General features: G+C 48.6%; 11 protein-coding genes. 3 read left to right on the top strand and 8 right to left on the bottom strand.

The features are described 5' to 3' along the window. Positions 1 to 49 precede the first annotated feature (49 nt). From TCA2_RS07600 to TCA2_RS07575, 6 genes are read right to left on the bottom strand one after another with little or no spacing between them, the layout of a single operon-like run. A complete protein-coding gene (locus tag TCA2_RS07600; protein ID WP_047910976.1) occupies positions 50 to 982 on the bottom strand; it encodes a hypothetical protein in 933 nt (310 codons plus the stop codon). An 8-nt stretch (positions 983 to 990) separates the two neighbouring features. Beyond that, on the bottom strand, positions 991 to 2355 hold the full coding sequence (locus tag TCA2_RS07595; protein ID WP_047910975.1) for a nucleotide sugar dehydrogenase: 1365 nt from the start codon (positions 2353 to 2355) through the stop codon (positions 991 to 993). Between the two features lie 57 nt (positions 2356 to 2412). Beyond that, positions 2413 to 3234, bottom strand: a complete 822-nt coding sequence (locus TCA2_RS07590) for a PleD family two-component system response regulator (RefSeq protein ID WP_047910974.1) — start codon at positions 3232 to 3234, stop codon at positions 2413 to 2415. A 37-nt stretch (positions 3235 to 3271) separates the two neighbouring features. Continuing rightward, positions 3272 to 4657 carry a glycosyltransferase gene (locus TCA2_RS07585; protein WP_047911233.1) on the bottom strand — a complete coding sequence of 462 codons (1386 nt, stop codon included), beginning with the start codon at positions 4655 to 4657 and terminating at the stop codon, positions 3272 to 3274. Positions 4658 to 4688: 31 nt separating this feature from the next. Further along, positions 4689 to 5885, bottom strand: coding sequence for a HEAT repeat domain-containing protein (locus TCA2_RS07580; RefSeq protein ID WP_047910973.1), 1197 nt, complete (start codon positions 5883 to 5885; stop codon positions 4689 to 4691). 16 nt (positions 5886 to 5901) lie between these two features. After that, positions 5902 to 8124, bottom strand: coding sequence for a hypothetical protein (locus TCA2_RS07575; RefSeq protein ID WP_047910972.1), 2223 nt, complete (start codon positions 8122 to 8124; stop codon positions 5902 to 5904). Positions 8125 to 9041: 917 nt separating this feature from the next. Between TCA2_RS07575 and TCA2_RS07570 the strand changes: the two genes are divergently transcribed. The 3 genes from TCA2_RS07570 (at position 9042) to TCA2_RS07560 (ending at position 11427) form a co-directional block, all read left to right on the top strand. Then, a complete protein-coding gene (locus TCA2_RS07570; RefSeq protein ID WP_152557678.1) occupies positions 9042 to 10283 on the top strand; it encodes a DNA polymerase IV in 1242 nt (413 codons plus the stop codon). Then, on the top strand, positions 10280 to 10621 hold the full coding sequence (locus TCA2_RS07565) for a YolD-like family protein (RefSeq protein ID WP_047910971.1): 342 nt from the start codon (positions 10280 to 10282) through the stop codon (positions 10619 to 10621). The genes TCA2_RS07570 and TCA2_RS07565 overlap by 4 nt, the downstream gene beginning before the upstream one ends. Positions 10622 to 10752: 131 nt before the next feature. Continuing rightward, a complete protein-coding gene (locus tag TCA2_RS07560) occupies positions 10753 to 11427 on the top strand; it encodes an SOS response-associated peptidase (protein WP_047910970.1) in 675 nt (224 codons plus the stop codon). 101 nt (positions 11428 to 11528) lie between these two features. On the opposite strand, the gene TCA2_RS07555 is transcribed toward TCA2_RS07560, so the two are convergent. Together TCA2_RS07555 and recG are read right to left on the bottom strand one after the other, a co-directional pair. Further along, positions 11529 to 11816 (bottom strand): stage VI sporulation protein F, encoded by a 288-nt coding sequence (locus tag TCA2_RS07555; RefSeq protein WP_047910969.1) that lies wholly within the window; start codon positions 11814 to 11816, stop codon positions 11529 to 11531. An 85-nt stretch (positions 11817 to 11901) separates the two neighbouring features. Beyond that, complete coding sequence (gene recG / locus TCA2_RS07550) at positions 11902 to 13947, bottom strand: ATP-dependent DNA helicase RecG (protein WP_047910968.1); 2046 nt, start codon at positions 13945 to 13947, stop codon at positions 11902 to 11904. Positions 13948 to 13950 lie beyond the last annotated feature (3 nt).

The raw sequence follows: 13950 nt of genomic DNA, 5'->3' as shown, positions 1-13950 counted from the left end.
TTAATATAAAAAGGAGAACAGTCAGCCTCATAGCTACTGTTCTCCTTGGCTACTCGTTTTTTTGTGCAAAGGTTAAATCCCCTGTTACCTTTTGGTACCATGCCTCATAATGATGGATCGCAAGTCCTGCGAAGGAACGATGGGTCGTGCCCAGCTTGCCGGCAATTTCGATCTCCGATTCCATGTTCGTTACCGGCTTACGGAAAAAGGTTAAATGCTCGCCTTCGTCGGTATGGCCGAGCTCTGCGCCGATCCACACCTTCTTATCCAGCTCGTCCGCCTCCGCAAGCTCCTCCTTGGACAGCTCATACATCTGCTCTCCGCTGTCCCTGTAAGCCATAATGGCGATGGCATCGAACCGGTCAATCACCCAGCGGCTGAACGTGCCGCTGCCATCAGGAGCTTCCCTGGAGTCAAGCCAGAACGGTACAGCAGCACTCATGTATAACCCGGCTTCTGCACCTTCCCGGCTCCATTCCTCCATGTTCTCGCTCCATTCGGCAATGACGGCTGCTTCCTCCCGTTCCCATCTTCTCAGCTGGTAGGGCTCAACATCGAATTGAACACCGTCGAACTTCTCTTCAGGGGCTGCATTCCCATTGTAGGTCTTCACCCATTCAATCCATGCCGTTCCTTCACTTCGCTTCTCCGCATAAGCCCAGTCTGCATGTCCGTTCAGCGCATGAACCGTAATATCAGCAGCATGCGCTGAACGGTTGAATGACCGATAAGCCTCATCACTTACTTCTTGCTGCGTCTGGAGGAAGACCGTGTCCACCTCCTGTTCTTTCAGGAATTGCACGATCTCCTCCGTATGCTGCTCAATAAGTGAGGCATCCCAGAGCCAGGTTGCTTTTTTCTCATCCATGACCGGTGACTTCAGCATGAAATACAGAATGAGTAAAACTACAACGATGACAATCATGAGGCTCCATTTTACCCATGCAGGATATGCATTCCATGCTTTTCCTCCTCTAATCATGGATGGTTTTATGCGAGTACCGCTTCTTCCTGCTGTGTCACCGGATGTTGTACGGAATGGCCAATTTTATAAATGTGAGGCAGCGGATAATCCTTGAACGCATTACGAGTATCCAGTACCGGCACGCCAAGGGATGCAATAACGTCATATTCCAGATTCTTATGGTTCGTAATCAGCACGATGCAGTCGTATGATTTGAACTTCTCCGGATCGTATTTCACGCTGTATACGGTAGAACCATGCTTGTCACGGAATGTGTCTGCATACGGATCGTAGTACTCAACATTCGCTCCTGCTTCCTTGAACAGCTCGTACACTTCAAGTCCAGGTGATTCGCGTAGATCGGCAATATTCGGCTTATAAGCCATACCGAGCAGCAAGATATTTGATTTGCGGACCGACTTGGCATACTCGTTCAAGATCGTCGCTGTCTTGTTCGTTACATAGTAAGGCATATTATCATTTGTATTTTGAGCAAGCTCAATGAATTGACTATAGAATCGGAAGCCCTTCGCTTTCCAGGACAGGTACATCGGATCAAGCGGAATGCAGTGGCCACCGATTCCAGGACCCGGGTAGAATGGCATAAATCCAAACGGCTTCGTTGCAGCCGCATCAATGACTTCCCAAATGTCGATGCCCATGCGGTCACACATCATCGCCATCTCGTTTACAAAAGCAATGTTTACACTGCGGAATGTATTTTCCAGCAGCTTGGACATTTCAGCTACCTTCGGATTGGAGACAGGAACTACGGTCTGTACATATTTGCTGTACAGGGCAACACCCAGCTTCAGACATTCCTCCGTTGTGCCGCCGATCACCTTAGGTGTGTTGAATGTCGTAAACCTTCCGTTGGACGGGTCGACGCGTTCCGGCGAGAAGCACAGGAAGTAGTCCTCACCTACTTTATGACCAATTGCCTCAAGCTCCTGCTCAATCAGCTCTTCGGTTGTACCTGGATAAGTTGTGCTCTCTAGTGTAATCAGCATGCCCTTCTTCATATGCTGCTTAATATTATCTACAACAGTCTCGATATAAGATGTATCCGGATCCTGATTCTCGCTAAGCGGCGTTGGGACACAAATGCTCAGTGCATCGATAACGCGAAGCATGCTGTAGTCTGTTGTTGGTTGAAAGCGTCCGCTTTGCATTACGGTCTTCAGATCCTCGGAAGTAATGTCATGGATGTAGGAATCCCCTTGATAAATTCGTTCCACTTTGGATGGGTCCAAATCAATACCGATAACGGTAAAACCCTGTTTTACCATTTCTACGGCCAGCGGCAGCCCAACATAACCTAATCCTACTACACCAAGCACCGCTTTCTTGTTCTCAATCGCATTCATTAAAGTATGGAATTGCTCTGTCACAGTACTTCACCCTCCAGATGGAATTTATAATCTATATGTTGAATCTGAGTTGCCTAATTAAGAAACTGCATTACTTTGGAAGCAGCGGCGAATGCGCGCATCCAGCTCAACCGGAGAGTACGGCTTGGTAACATAGTCGTCTACTCCTTTTTCGAAGCACTTGCTGATCGTGTCTTCAACCCGCTGATCTGTCAGCACGATGACCTTAGGCTGTATCTGCAGCTCGAGGCTCTGAATCTGATGGATAAACGACAGTCCGCTTACGCCGTACAAATTAAGCTCGGTCAAGATCAAATCCGGGTTAATCTTCTTAGCCAGTTCTATAGCGGAGAGACCGTCGACCGCTTCAAAGGTTTCATAGCCTTGCATAGACAGTCGTATTCTCAAAAACTCGCGTGTCGTCTCGTCATAATCAACGATCAGAATTTTCCCCGGTGCTGTCATCGTCTCATTCTTGGTATACAGCTGAATGTCAGTGCTTTGACTAAGCTTCGCTGACTCTGCCATATTTTTGAGCATATGCCTGCTTGGGCTGCCCATCTCAGGGAAGCCGGCAATCGTCAGCCGCGGATCCGCCTCACCGAGACGCTCCAAGAGCTCCTGCTTGATGAGCAGTGCCTGGTAATGCGTAGCGTTCAGTGTCAAGCCAGGAAGAAACACAGCGATTGTGCTCGTCTTGCTGTCCTTCCATAGCTGAAATTCTGTTTCGCAAGTACGCTCTAGAGCTTCATTCACTTCAGCCTCCGGCTGCTGCTCCATATTCTTGCAATGTACAAACACGACACCACTGGGCCTGCTCCCCATTCCTTTTAGCTGCTCCTCTAGAATGTCGTACACATTCACCGTCATTTGACGCTCAAGCGTGACCGTATTTGCCAAAGTTATTCCTCCCTTTCATCTGTTAATACTGAGATATTCACGCGGCCTCTTCCACTTTCGGCTCTTCCCAGCTCTGTCTTGTCATCGCGCCCCAGGAGTTGTTGTTCTGCATATATTGGATATGCCCTTGTACTCTCCACAGCACGCCAAGCTGGTGATATCCTACGAATTTCAAGGCCGAGAAGGTTAACATTTTTACAAGATCAGCTGGCTTCGGATAACGGCGGAAAGCAATCTCCTCTAGGATCAGCGCAGCTACACTGAGAAGATATCCGCTAAGGAAGTTCAGCAGCCCGAAGATAACAAGTACAGGCCAAGCTGTCATATCCAAGGCTACATAACCCGCTAGAGCAAGCAGCCCCGTAATACGGAAATAAGGATTCAACGCTTCAAAAAATATGTTATAAGGCATCGTCAGCAGACCCATGGTCTTATACTTTGGTCTAAACATCATATTGCCGTTCTCAATCATATTTTTTAAGTTACCGCGGCCCCAGCGCTTGCGCTGGTTGGAAATGATCTTGTACGTGTCAGGTGCTTGAGTCCAGCATACCGCTTCAGGGCAAAAAGCAACCCGATATTTAATCTTGTTCTCCAGCATGTAACGATGCAGCTTAATAATAATGTTCATGTCTTCCCCAGGATAACCCCCCCGGTATCCGCCGACAGCGATAACCGCCTCTTTGCTGAATAAACCGAAGGCTCCCGATACGATAATGAGTCCGTTTAACTGACTCCAGCCAATCCGTCCTCCAAGAAAAGCTTTTAAATACTCAATCGATTGAAACATCGGCCACATCTTCCTAGGCAGTGACACTTCCTTGACTGCACCGTTCTCGATCTTGCAGCCGTTCGCGATTCTTACATCGCCGCCGATGGCCACAGTCTCTTCCGGATTCTCCAGGTACATGCGGGCCATGCGAATCAGTGCATCCTTCTCCAGCAGGGAATCTGCATCAATGGAAGAAATCAGCGGATAATGCGAGAAGTTAATTCCGGCGTTAAGTGAATCCGCTTTGCCTCCGTTCTCTTTATCAATCAGGTACAGGAACGGATATTCCGGATTGTGATATACCCCGCGGATCGGCTCGACGTTAATGGTGCCGCGGAAGCTTGGATTTTTAATTTCTGTAAGACCAAACTCTTTGACAAGCACCTGAACGGTTCTGTCGCTAGATCCATCGTTGATGACGATAACTTCATAAGTAGGATAATTTAAGGTCATCAAGCATTTTACATTCTCGATAATGGTCAGCTCTTCATTGTAAGCCGGCACCAGCAGCGATACCGGAGGCACCACGTCTGATCCTGCAAGGCTCTTAAAGCTTGAAAACTCGGACCTGCGCCGGATGGACCATATATCCTTGTATGAGAAACAAAGAATACCAAAATACAAGACAGTAACAAACACGACGTAATATATAATGATTGTGCCGTAACCCAGCAAAATATCTCTAAGCAGTGAAATCTCCTCCAATCACGCCGGACATCCGGTTTGCATTTGCTTGCGGCGCGGTGCCGAAGTAACGATTGTAGATCAGCCTTTTCTTGTTGAAGGTCATCATCTTCTCGATCTCTTCATGCTCATTCGCCGCTTCTATGGCGCGTTCTGCATATTCCAGTGCCGTATCCTTGGCGACTCCAGTTCCCTTCAAGGCTGTCTCGCACAGCGCCTCGAAGCCTTCCTCACCAAGCTGCATCAGGCTGTTCGCACTGTTATGTCTAACGAGCCAGTCCTCATCTCCAAGTGCATTTTTGAGGAGAGGAATGCTGCCGGCTTGATGGCCTGCCCCTAACGTCTTGGCCATTTCGGCTCTGACTTCTGCCACAGGATCTCCCATCCACTCTACGATATTCCGTTCCTTAAGCACGGGATTCGTACTGAGGTACAGCTTAACCGCTTCAGAACGGATATGCAGATCCTTGGAGCCAAACAGCTGTGTTACTGCCGGCATCACTTCCGGAATAGCATGTCCAGACATTGCGACAATACCAACTTTGACGAAATCCGGATCGTCAGATTCCAGTAATTCATATAACAGCTTGCTTGATTCAAGACTTGTCTCCATCAGAATATCTGCGGCCATGCGATGTATAGGCTTGCCTTTACTGAGCAGATAACCCAGCATTTCCTTCAGCTGCGCCGGACGCTCTGCACATCTTGCTGCCGCCCGGGCGTAGATAATAGCGTAGTTGACTTTCTTCTCTTCTTTTAACAGCTCTAGAATCGGCTCTGCCGCTTCGGTGCTTCGCATACCGCCCAGCCGGTAAGCAGCCTGTATAGCCGTACCTGTCCAAGAGCTGTTCAGCAGCTTCAATTGCTCATCTACGAAGCCGGTCTCCCGCGTAAGATCACGCAGCTTGTCTGCATGCTCTCCCTTCAGCTGGTCGATCCATGCAATACACTTGTCCATAATGACTTCCCTCTCAAGCTTGGTAAGCTTGCCAATCGGAAGCCGGATGGGTTCGCTGCCTGTCAGATTAGCTTGAACGTATACGAAGTAATCCTGATGCTTCTTTGCGTACAGTTCTTTTTTTCTAAGCTTTGAATTGTGTGAATTTTTTAACGCGAATAAAATGATGATACCTGCCACGATCAGTCCTGCGCACAGGTACAAGAACGCGTACGCTAGGGCTATGTTTGAAAACATGAGTATGTGTCCTCCTTTATCGTTCCTGCTCCGTAATATCCATGAATGCCTTCTGCATCGAGTAGTAGCTCTCTTTGAGGCGCTCACTGTACTGGACAGCTTCCCACGAATTCCATGTGTATGGAGTCATCGTCGTCAGATCAAGACTCTCCTCTGAGCCTCCCGGCCAGGATACTGCCCCTGTCTCTCTCTCTGTAAGCCAAGGGATAAATCTTATTCCTTCTGTAGTAACGGTCTTGAAGGCACGCTCCTCGCCTACCGGACTGTAATCAATCACCTGATGCGAGCTCGGATCACCAAACCCAAGCAGCATCCACGGAATGCGCAGTTCAATTTCTCGGCCTTCATACTGCCACAATGTAAGTGAATCAAAGTCCTCGGACGCAGGGTCCGAGCTTCCTCTATTCAGTTTACCTATCACTTCATCCATGTAAGGATGAGCAAATTTGGTATCCGGCGGTGACATCATCAGACTGATGGCTAGTTTCCATGGCACAAAGGAAGGCGTGTCCGCCGGCTGTTCCTCAAGCATCCAATATCCTTCAGGCCCGTACATCCGCTGATTGAAATCATAGCTTTTCGCGATGTTAACCGCTGATTCCTCATCCTTGCCGACAGTAATGACCGTTTCTAGATCTCCGCCTTCCATCTTTTTGCCAGGCAGCTCCTCAGCAGGCTGATTACCTCCTGCTAATGTGTCTGTTCCAATGCTGAGCTTTGTCTTATCCGGATCAAAAGCCTCATCCAGCGTAATTCCGATATATACGTAAGCTTCATCATGAGTCATCTTCATGCTTTCGATGCCCTCAACCTTTCCCTGCCACTGCTTGACCTCTCCTTCGGCAAGTGAGCTCCAATCGTCGAGGCTTCCATCCATAAATAACTGATTCTGCTTCCCGGCTTCCATTGCGAGCACGCCAAACATCTTCTCGTTTGTCAGCACGTTCAGCCAGAACGATCTTCGATCTGCAGGAATCTCAAGCGGCATCGTATTCCACGTTTTCTTAAACCATTCATCCTGCCACATGAAGAGGATCGCTCCTGCATATCCTTCGTCATATATGTCCTTGGTGAGGGATACATTGATCTCGCCCTGCTCCTGCTCATTGTGTCCTCCCTGATCCTTTCCGCCTAATCCATAGTGGGATATTCCCAAGGAAGCCGGAACACCGTATTCTGTAATCATTACAGGCATATCGGTATACTCGGATTTAAGCTTTTGCAAGTAGGCTTTGTAGGTGTTGTACTCCCCATTGTCATCCTTAATGGTCTGAAGTGTTTCATCGGTACGGAAGAAATCAGGGTAGTACGGGTACACATGGTATGCTGCAAAATATCCACCCTGCCAATCCAGCGGCTCAATGTGTCTGGCATCCACACTAACCAGATCCTCTTCGAACAGCGGCTCACCTGGATGAGAAAGCACGTCGGTTGTCACCCAGTTCGTAAAGGTCATCGGATGCTCCCAGCCATATTGCTGTTCTTCGCTCGCTACATGATCAAGCAGCTCCGCAAGCCAGTTCTCAAACGGCGTTGCATCCTCTGTACCGGCAAAATAATTCCCGACATAACGAGGATGATCCTTATACTGCTTATTGGTGTTATCCACCATATGCGGGTCCCACTCGGTGCCTAAATGCCATGCCATCAAATATTGTCCAACATTGGCCGTATACTTTCCGCTCGACTCTCCTTGTACTGGAGGGATATCGGCATCACCGTATACTGCTGCAACGGCCTTCTCAATCTCTGACTTGAACTTCTCCTGAATGCCTTCCGCAAATGCATCCTGCTGCTCGATAAGCTGTTCCTCAGGTGACCAAATGCCTTGGATGAAATATAGCGGATGCTCTTTCCCCCTGTTGTATTCAACAAGTGCGGAATAAAATACAGGCTGATGAACGGTATACACACGAATGACGTTTGCACCCATTTCCTCAATCTGTTCGAACCACTTTAAGTAGTCCTCTTTGTCCAGCGGAAATTCCCCCGGATAGTACCCCGGCTTGGTAGAGCCCAGATTAACTCCCTTGACGAACATCTCCTCCCACACGCCCTCTTGGGTGTACTGCAGGAAACGATCGCCCTCCGTCCGGAATTTCATGCTCGTCCCATCTTCAGCAGCATAGGTGAGCTGAGCTGGTTTAAGCAGAAAATAGCCAAGCCCTCCTCCCCCGCCGATTAGCAGGACGCCTGCCAAAATCCATAGGGCAAGACGTTTTCTTTTTCGTTTGCTCATGGCTTTTGTTTCGCTCCATCTCTCTAAAATGTTGATTTCTCCGTATCAAAACATGAATCTCATGCTGATCGTTCAACTGCCTTAAAATTTTTTGCTTACTTTTTAAGATAAGCGCTCGAATGCGTTTCTCTTAAATCCAGCCCGTGACACCTGCACGGTTCATAAATAACTATATCGTCATGGTTTCACTTTTGTAACTAGGCTAATGGAAGGAAAGATGGAGATGGATACTATTGCCCATTTTGCTTGCTGTCTGCCTAAGACCTTGCCTTTTCCTCCTTGTACTTCCCTCTCTACCTGCACCCCAGCCTATGTCCCAGCCTATTTATGAGCCCTGCCCCTTTGCTGTCCGCAGTGAAGAATCCTCTGAACGCCTGTGGTTACTACGCCGATCGGCTCCATCTCACTACTGCAAAAGAGTGATTTCAGGAATCGGTTTGCGCTGTCCTCCTATAGTTTAACGCATATCCCTACCCAAAGTTACTTATGTTTTTACATTTTTACCCATAGTTATTACAAAATTGATACAATAGTCCGATAACAAAATAGCGAAAAAGCTTGATATAACAGCATTTTCGATTTTTTTCGTTTTTAGCAAAAAAGGACGTGAGTCCTGTATAGGCCTGGGTCGTATTTAATATTAATTTACATTCCCATTTTTGTATGCCTTTTCATAACTCAAAGGTCTCAAATAACTGACATGTTATGTAAAAATCCAAGTCTATTTTCCTAATTCGCTGTTCTTTTTGACAAACTTTTGAACTTTCATACGTTTTCAAAAAAATTCCGGTTGCTGTATGTATATTTCTCCGTTATCCTATTAAAATAAGAACATGTGTTCCGTTTAATCTCAACTCTGCTATAACCGTGACGTTCCTTGGTTCAATTTAATCCCAAATGGAGAGGAGGCCTGCGTTATGGAACGAATGAAACGCGTTATTATGCTGGCAGACTGCCAATCCTTTTATGCGAGCGTGGAGAAATCGGCCCATCCCGAGTATGCAAACCGGCCGCTTGTCGTAGCAGGTGACCCTGCCCGGCGTTCCGGCATTATACTGGCTGCCTGCCCTATTGCGAAGTCCTACGGAATTACAACGGCAGAACGCCTGTCCGATGCGCTTGCGAAATGTCCGGATGTTGTGGTGGTTCGGCCCCGGATGTCAGAATATATTCGTGTCTCTCTCCATATTACGGATATTCTCCAGTCCTATACCGATCTCGTTGAGCCCTATAGTATTGATGAGCAGTTCCTTGATGTTACCGGCAGCCTCGGCTTGTTCGGCAGTCCTGAGGACATTGCTCTCCGTATTCAGCAGCAGATCATGCAGGAAACCGGCGTATATGTACGACTAGGCATCAGCGATACTAAGGTTGTGAGCAAGATGGCCTGTGATCTTTTTGCCAAAAAAAATAAAAACGGCATCTATGTTCTTCCCAAAGAACAAATTGCAGATACGCTGTGGCCGATGCCCATTCGGGACATGTTTATGGTCGGCTCTCGGATGTCACGCCATTTTTACAAGATGGGGATTCATACGATCGGCGATTTAGCCCGAACCCCGCTGCCGAGACTCCGTGACCGCTGGGGAGTTAACGGAGAGGTGCTGTGGCGCATTGCAAACGGCGTGGATCAATCGCCCGTCATGCCCAGCACCTTCCACCAGCAGCAAAAAGGTATCGGACATCAAATGACGCTGCCAAGAGACTATACGACCTGGTCAGAAATTCAGGTTGTGCTGCTCGAACTATGTGAGCTTGTAGCCAGACGTTCCCGGGAGAAAAGTCTCATGGGAAGTGTTGTATCTGTAGGCTGCCGGGGCATCGATTTTGATAAACCGACCGGCTTCTCCCGCCAGATGAAGATTGAAGAGCCTACTCACATTACCGATGAGGTCTATGAAGCAGCCAAGACGCTCTTCCTGCGTCACTGGGATGGTGAGCCTGTACGGCGGATCGGCGTATCACTAACCGACCTTGTACCTGATACAGAATATCAGCTGACATGGTTTGATGAGCGTGAACAGAAGCGGGAGCTGGAGAAGGCAACTGATGAGATTAAACGAAGATTTGGAGACACCGCTATTATGCGTGCTTCCTCTCTGCAAAAGGCCGGGCAGGCACATGATCGTTCTCGTAAAATTGGAGGTCATTACCGATGAGTAAAAAGTTAGAACGCAATGGATTGTTTGAATCCTCACGTATGATGCTTCCTGAGCACCGGGAGGCCTATGTTACGCATCAGCAAAGACTCGCACCCAAGGCTCGCCCTCAGCTGGATTCTCAAGCAGCTGAAGAAATGTCGCGTTTGCTTGCTGAGTCTCTTATGCTGTATACAGAGATAACCCTTGTCCTGTTTGACGAGTGGGAAGATATACTGATGAGCGGCATCGTGGTCAAATTCGATCAGGCTTCACGCTCAATCCGCCTTCAGGATGAAGAAGGTACGCTTCATGACATTCGAATGCGGCATATTATCGAAGTTCGCTCTGGCCGTTAAATGCGTTATACTTTATTCGTAATCCCTTAGTCAGGATGCCTAGTCAGTGGATACCTAAGACCCTTTGACCAGGAGATAGGGACGATGGATAGACAGCGCTGGCTGCTTGAAAATAGAGGAGGGCTTCATGAATGTGCGGACGATTTACGCTTGGAATATCACTTGAAGAATTGATGCTCCGCTATATGCTGGAGGAGATTCCGGATTATATTGATTACAGGCCTCATTATAATATTGCGCCGACACAGCAAATTATGGCTGTCATTCATGATGGATCACAGCGACGTGCCGGAACACTGAGATGGGGACTCGTTCCTCATTGGGCCAAGGACCTCAGCATAGGGAGCCGAATGATTAATGCGCGCAGTGAAACCGTGCTGGATAAGCCTGCATTTCGGGAATCGTTTCTTCGCAAGCGATGCCTTATTCCCGCCGATGGCTTTTACGAGTGGCTGAAAGAGGAGGATGGAACCAAAACACCTTATCGCATCATCCCCCGGACGGGCTTGTTCAGCTTTGCCGGGCTGTATGATACATGGATGGATCCTGAAGGGCAGCGTGTCAGCACCTGTACGATTCTGACCACAAGCCCAAATACGCTTATGAGCCGTATACATGATCGGATGCCGGTCATTCTCTCTCCTGGCAAGGAGCAGCTGTGGCTGGATCGCACCGTGCAGCAGCCAGAAGAGCTCCTTCCGCTTCTGCGTCCTTATCCGGAGGAAGAGATGGAGGCTTATCCCGTATCACGTGCCGTGAATCGGGTCGCGAATGACAGTGTTGAATTAACACATCCTTTGGCGTAGGACCAGCACTATAGAACCAGGTAATTAATAATAAAAATCGTTCGTTTCGTTATACTCTCAATAAGCAAGGGACCTCGCAGACATCGCGAGGTCCCTTACTTTTAACGAAACATTCCCCACAGCTTGATGAGATGCAGGGTATTGTTCGGATCAATTTTTTGATCAATTACGAATTTAACGAGCTTATCTTCATCTGCGGAAGTAAATTTTTCATTCAGAATGGCTGCAGATGATTTGACCAACCGTCTGACTTTCGCACTATTTTGCAAATCGGCCTTGGTCACGCCGTCAATCAGCACTTTAACTTTTTCCTTCATCACCGGGTTCTTCATTTTGGTCTTCACCCGTTCCACCAGCTGTGGACTAATCCCATATTTTTGATAGCTCAACAGAACATCGCACCTCCCCGCCTATATCGTAGTCCTCCACTACTATATGCCGGGGCAGCTCGTCCACTTGACCTTATTTTTTATGCTAATCCATTACTTCGCCCTGGAAGATCTGCTCCCGCTGTAAATAATCGCGCAGCGGTGCATAGGCTGGCGAAGTCCAGAACGCCTCATTACCAACAAGCGAGGTTGCATCATCTCTGGCCATTTCAAGCACTTCAAAATCACTGACCATATCTGCCAGCTTGAAATCGGGCAGCCCGCTTTGCTTCGTACCGAAAAAGTCACCCGGACCACGAAGATCCAGGTCACGTCTGGACACTTCAAAACCGTCCTCCGTCTCGGTCATGACCTTCATTCGTTCTTGGCCTACCTCCGATTTCGGATCGGCAATCAGAATACAATAGGAGGCATGGGCGCCCCGACCGACCCGCCCACGAAGCTGGTGCAGCTGGGATAAGCCGAAGCGCTCTGCATCCATAATGATCATCAATGTGGCATTCGGAACATCGACGCCAACTTCCACAACCGTCGTGGATACCAGCAGCTGTGTTTCATTTTCATAAAACAGCTTCATCGCTTCGTCTTTCTCGGATGGAGTCATCCGGCCGTGCAGAAGACCCACCCTGTATTGGGGAAGCGCCTGCTGCATAGCCACATGCAAATCTATGGCATTCTGAACATCCAGCTTGTCCGATTCCTCAATAAGCGGGCAGATCAGATATGCCTGGCGTCCCAGATCCAGCTCCCGGGTAATAAAGCCGATGACCCGATCCATCATGTCATGCTTGACCCAATACGTCGAGATCGGAATCCGGCCCTTCGGCCGCTCGGAAATGGTAGAGACATCAATATCCCCAAACGCCGTAATAGCCAGCGTTCGCGGAATCGGGGTTGCCGTCATGGTCAGCACATCCGGGTTATAGCCTTTACGTCTGAGAACACTTCGCTGATTGACACCAAACCGGTGCTGCTCATCTGTAACGACAAGTCCGATATTTCTGAAGTACACATCCTCCTGAATCAAGGCATGGGTGCCAACGACAACATCAATCATTCCCATTTGCAGTCCAGACAGAATTTCTTTTCGCTTCTTCCCTGGTGTACTACCTGTCAGCAGAGCAACCTCGATCCCAAATGGAGTGAACAGCTTCTCCAGGGAGCGCATATGCTGCTCTGCCAAAATTTCGGTCGGCACCATCAAGGCACCCTGGAATCCGGAACGAACAGCCGCATACAGTGCAATAGCAGCAATGACAGTTTTGCCTGAGCCCACATCCCCTTGAAGCAGCCGGTTCATACAGTGAGGGGAGCGCATGTCCTGCAAAATTTCAAGCTCTACCCTCTTCTGGGCATCTGTCAGCTCAAAAGGCAGGCTGCGCACAAACTCGCGGATCGTTGCATTGGAAGCGGTATGTACGACTCCGTCCGTTTTCCCACGATTGATGGCCCGAAAAGCCTGCATCTTTAACTGAAACAAAAAAAGCTCCTCAAACACCATGCGACGACGAGCTTCTTGTCCCAGCTGAGGATCACCTGGCTGATGAATCAGGGCAATCGCCTTTTTCCGGGGCATCAGCTTGTACTTCCTCAGCAGCTCCTCCGGAAGCAGTTCAGGCACGATCTCTCCATACTGAAGCAGCGCCTGGTTAATCGTCTTGCGCATCCAGTTCTGCGTAATCTTCCCCCCCACAGAATAGACAGGCTGAACGGAGCCCGAGCGCACGGCCCCCTTATCAGGGAATTCTGACTCCGATACCGTCATTTGCATCCGCTTTTGATCCCATTTGCCGGTAAGCGTAATCTCCCGGTTCGGCGTCAGCTGGTCCTTCAAGAAATGCCGGTTAAACCAAGTCGCCGTAAACATAAAATCCTCTGCCATCATTCTGCAGGTCAATCTTGATTTCTTACCATATCGTTGAAGTACAGGCACACCCATAATTTTGGCTTGAACCGTCACCCGGTCCCCGTCCTTCACCTCAGTCAGTGATTTGAGACGGTAATCCTCATAACGAAAAGGAAAATATTCAAGCAAATCCTTGATCGTATAAATGCCAAAGGCGTGAAGCTCTCCTTCCTTAAGAGCACTCACGCCGCTGACCTGCTTCACCGATGTTTCTTCTAACAACATAAA

The organism is Paenibacillus sp. TCA20 (assembly GCF_000732325.1).
Lineage (GTDB): Bacteria > Bacillota > Bacilli > Paenibacillales > Paenibacillaceae > Paenibacillus > Paenibacillus urinalis.
Note: the sequence above shows the minus strand (reverse complement) of the source record. Positions and strands in the feature narration are given on the sequence as shown.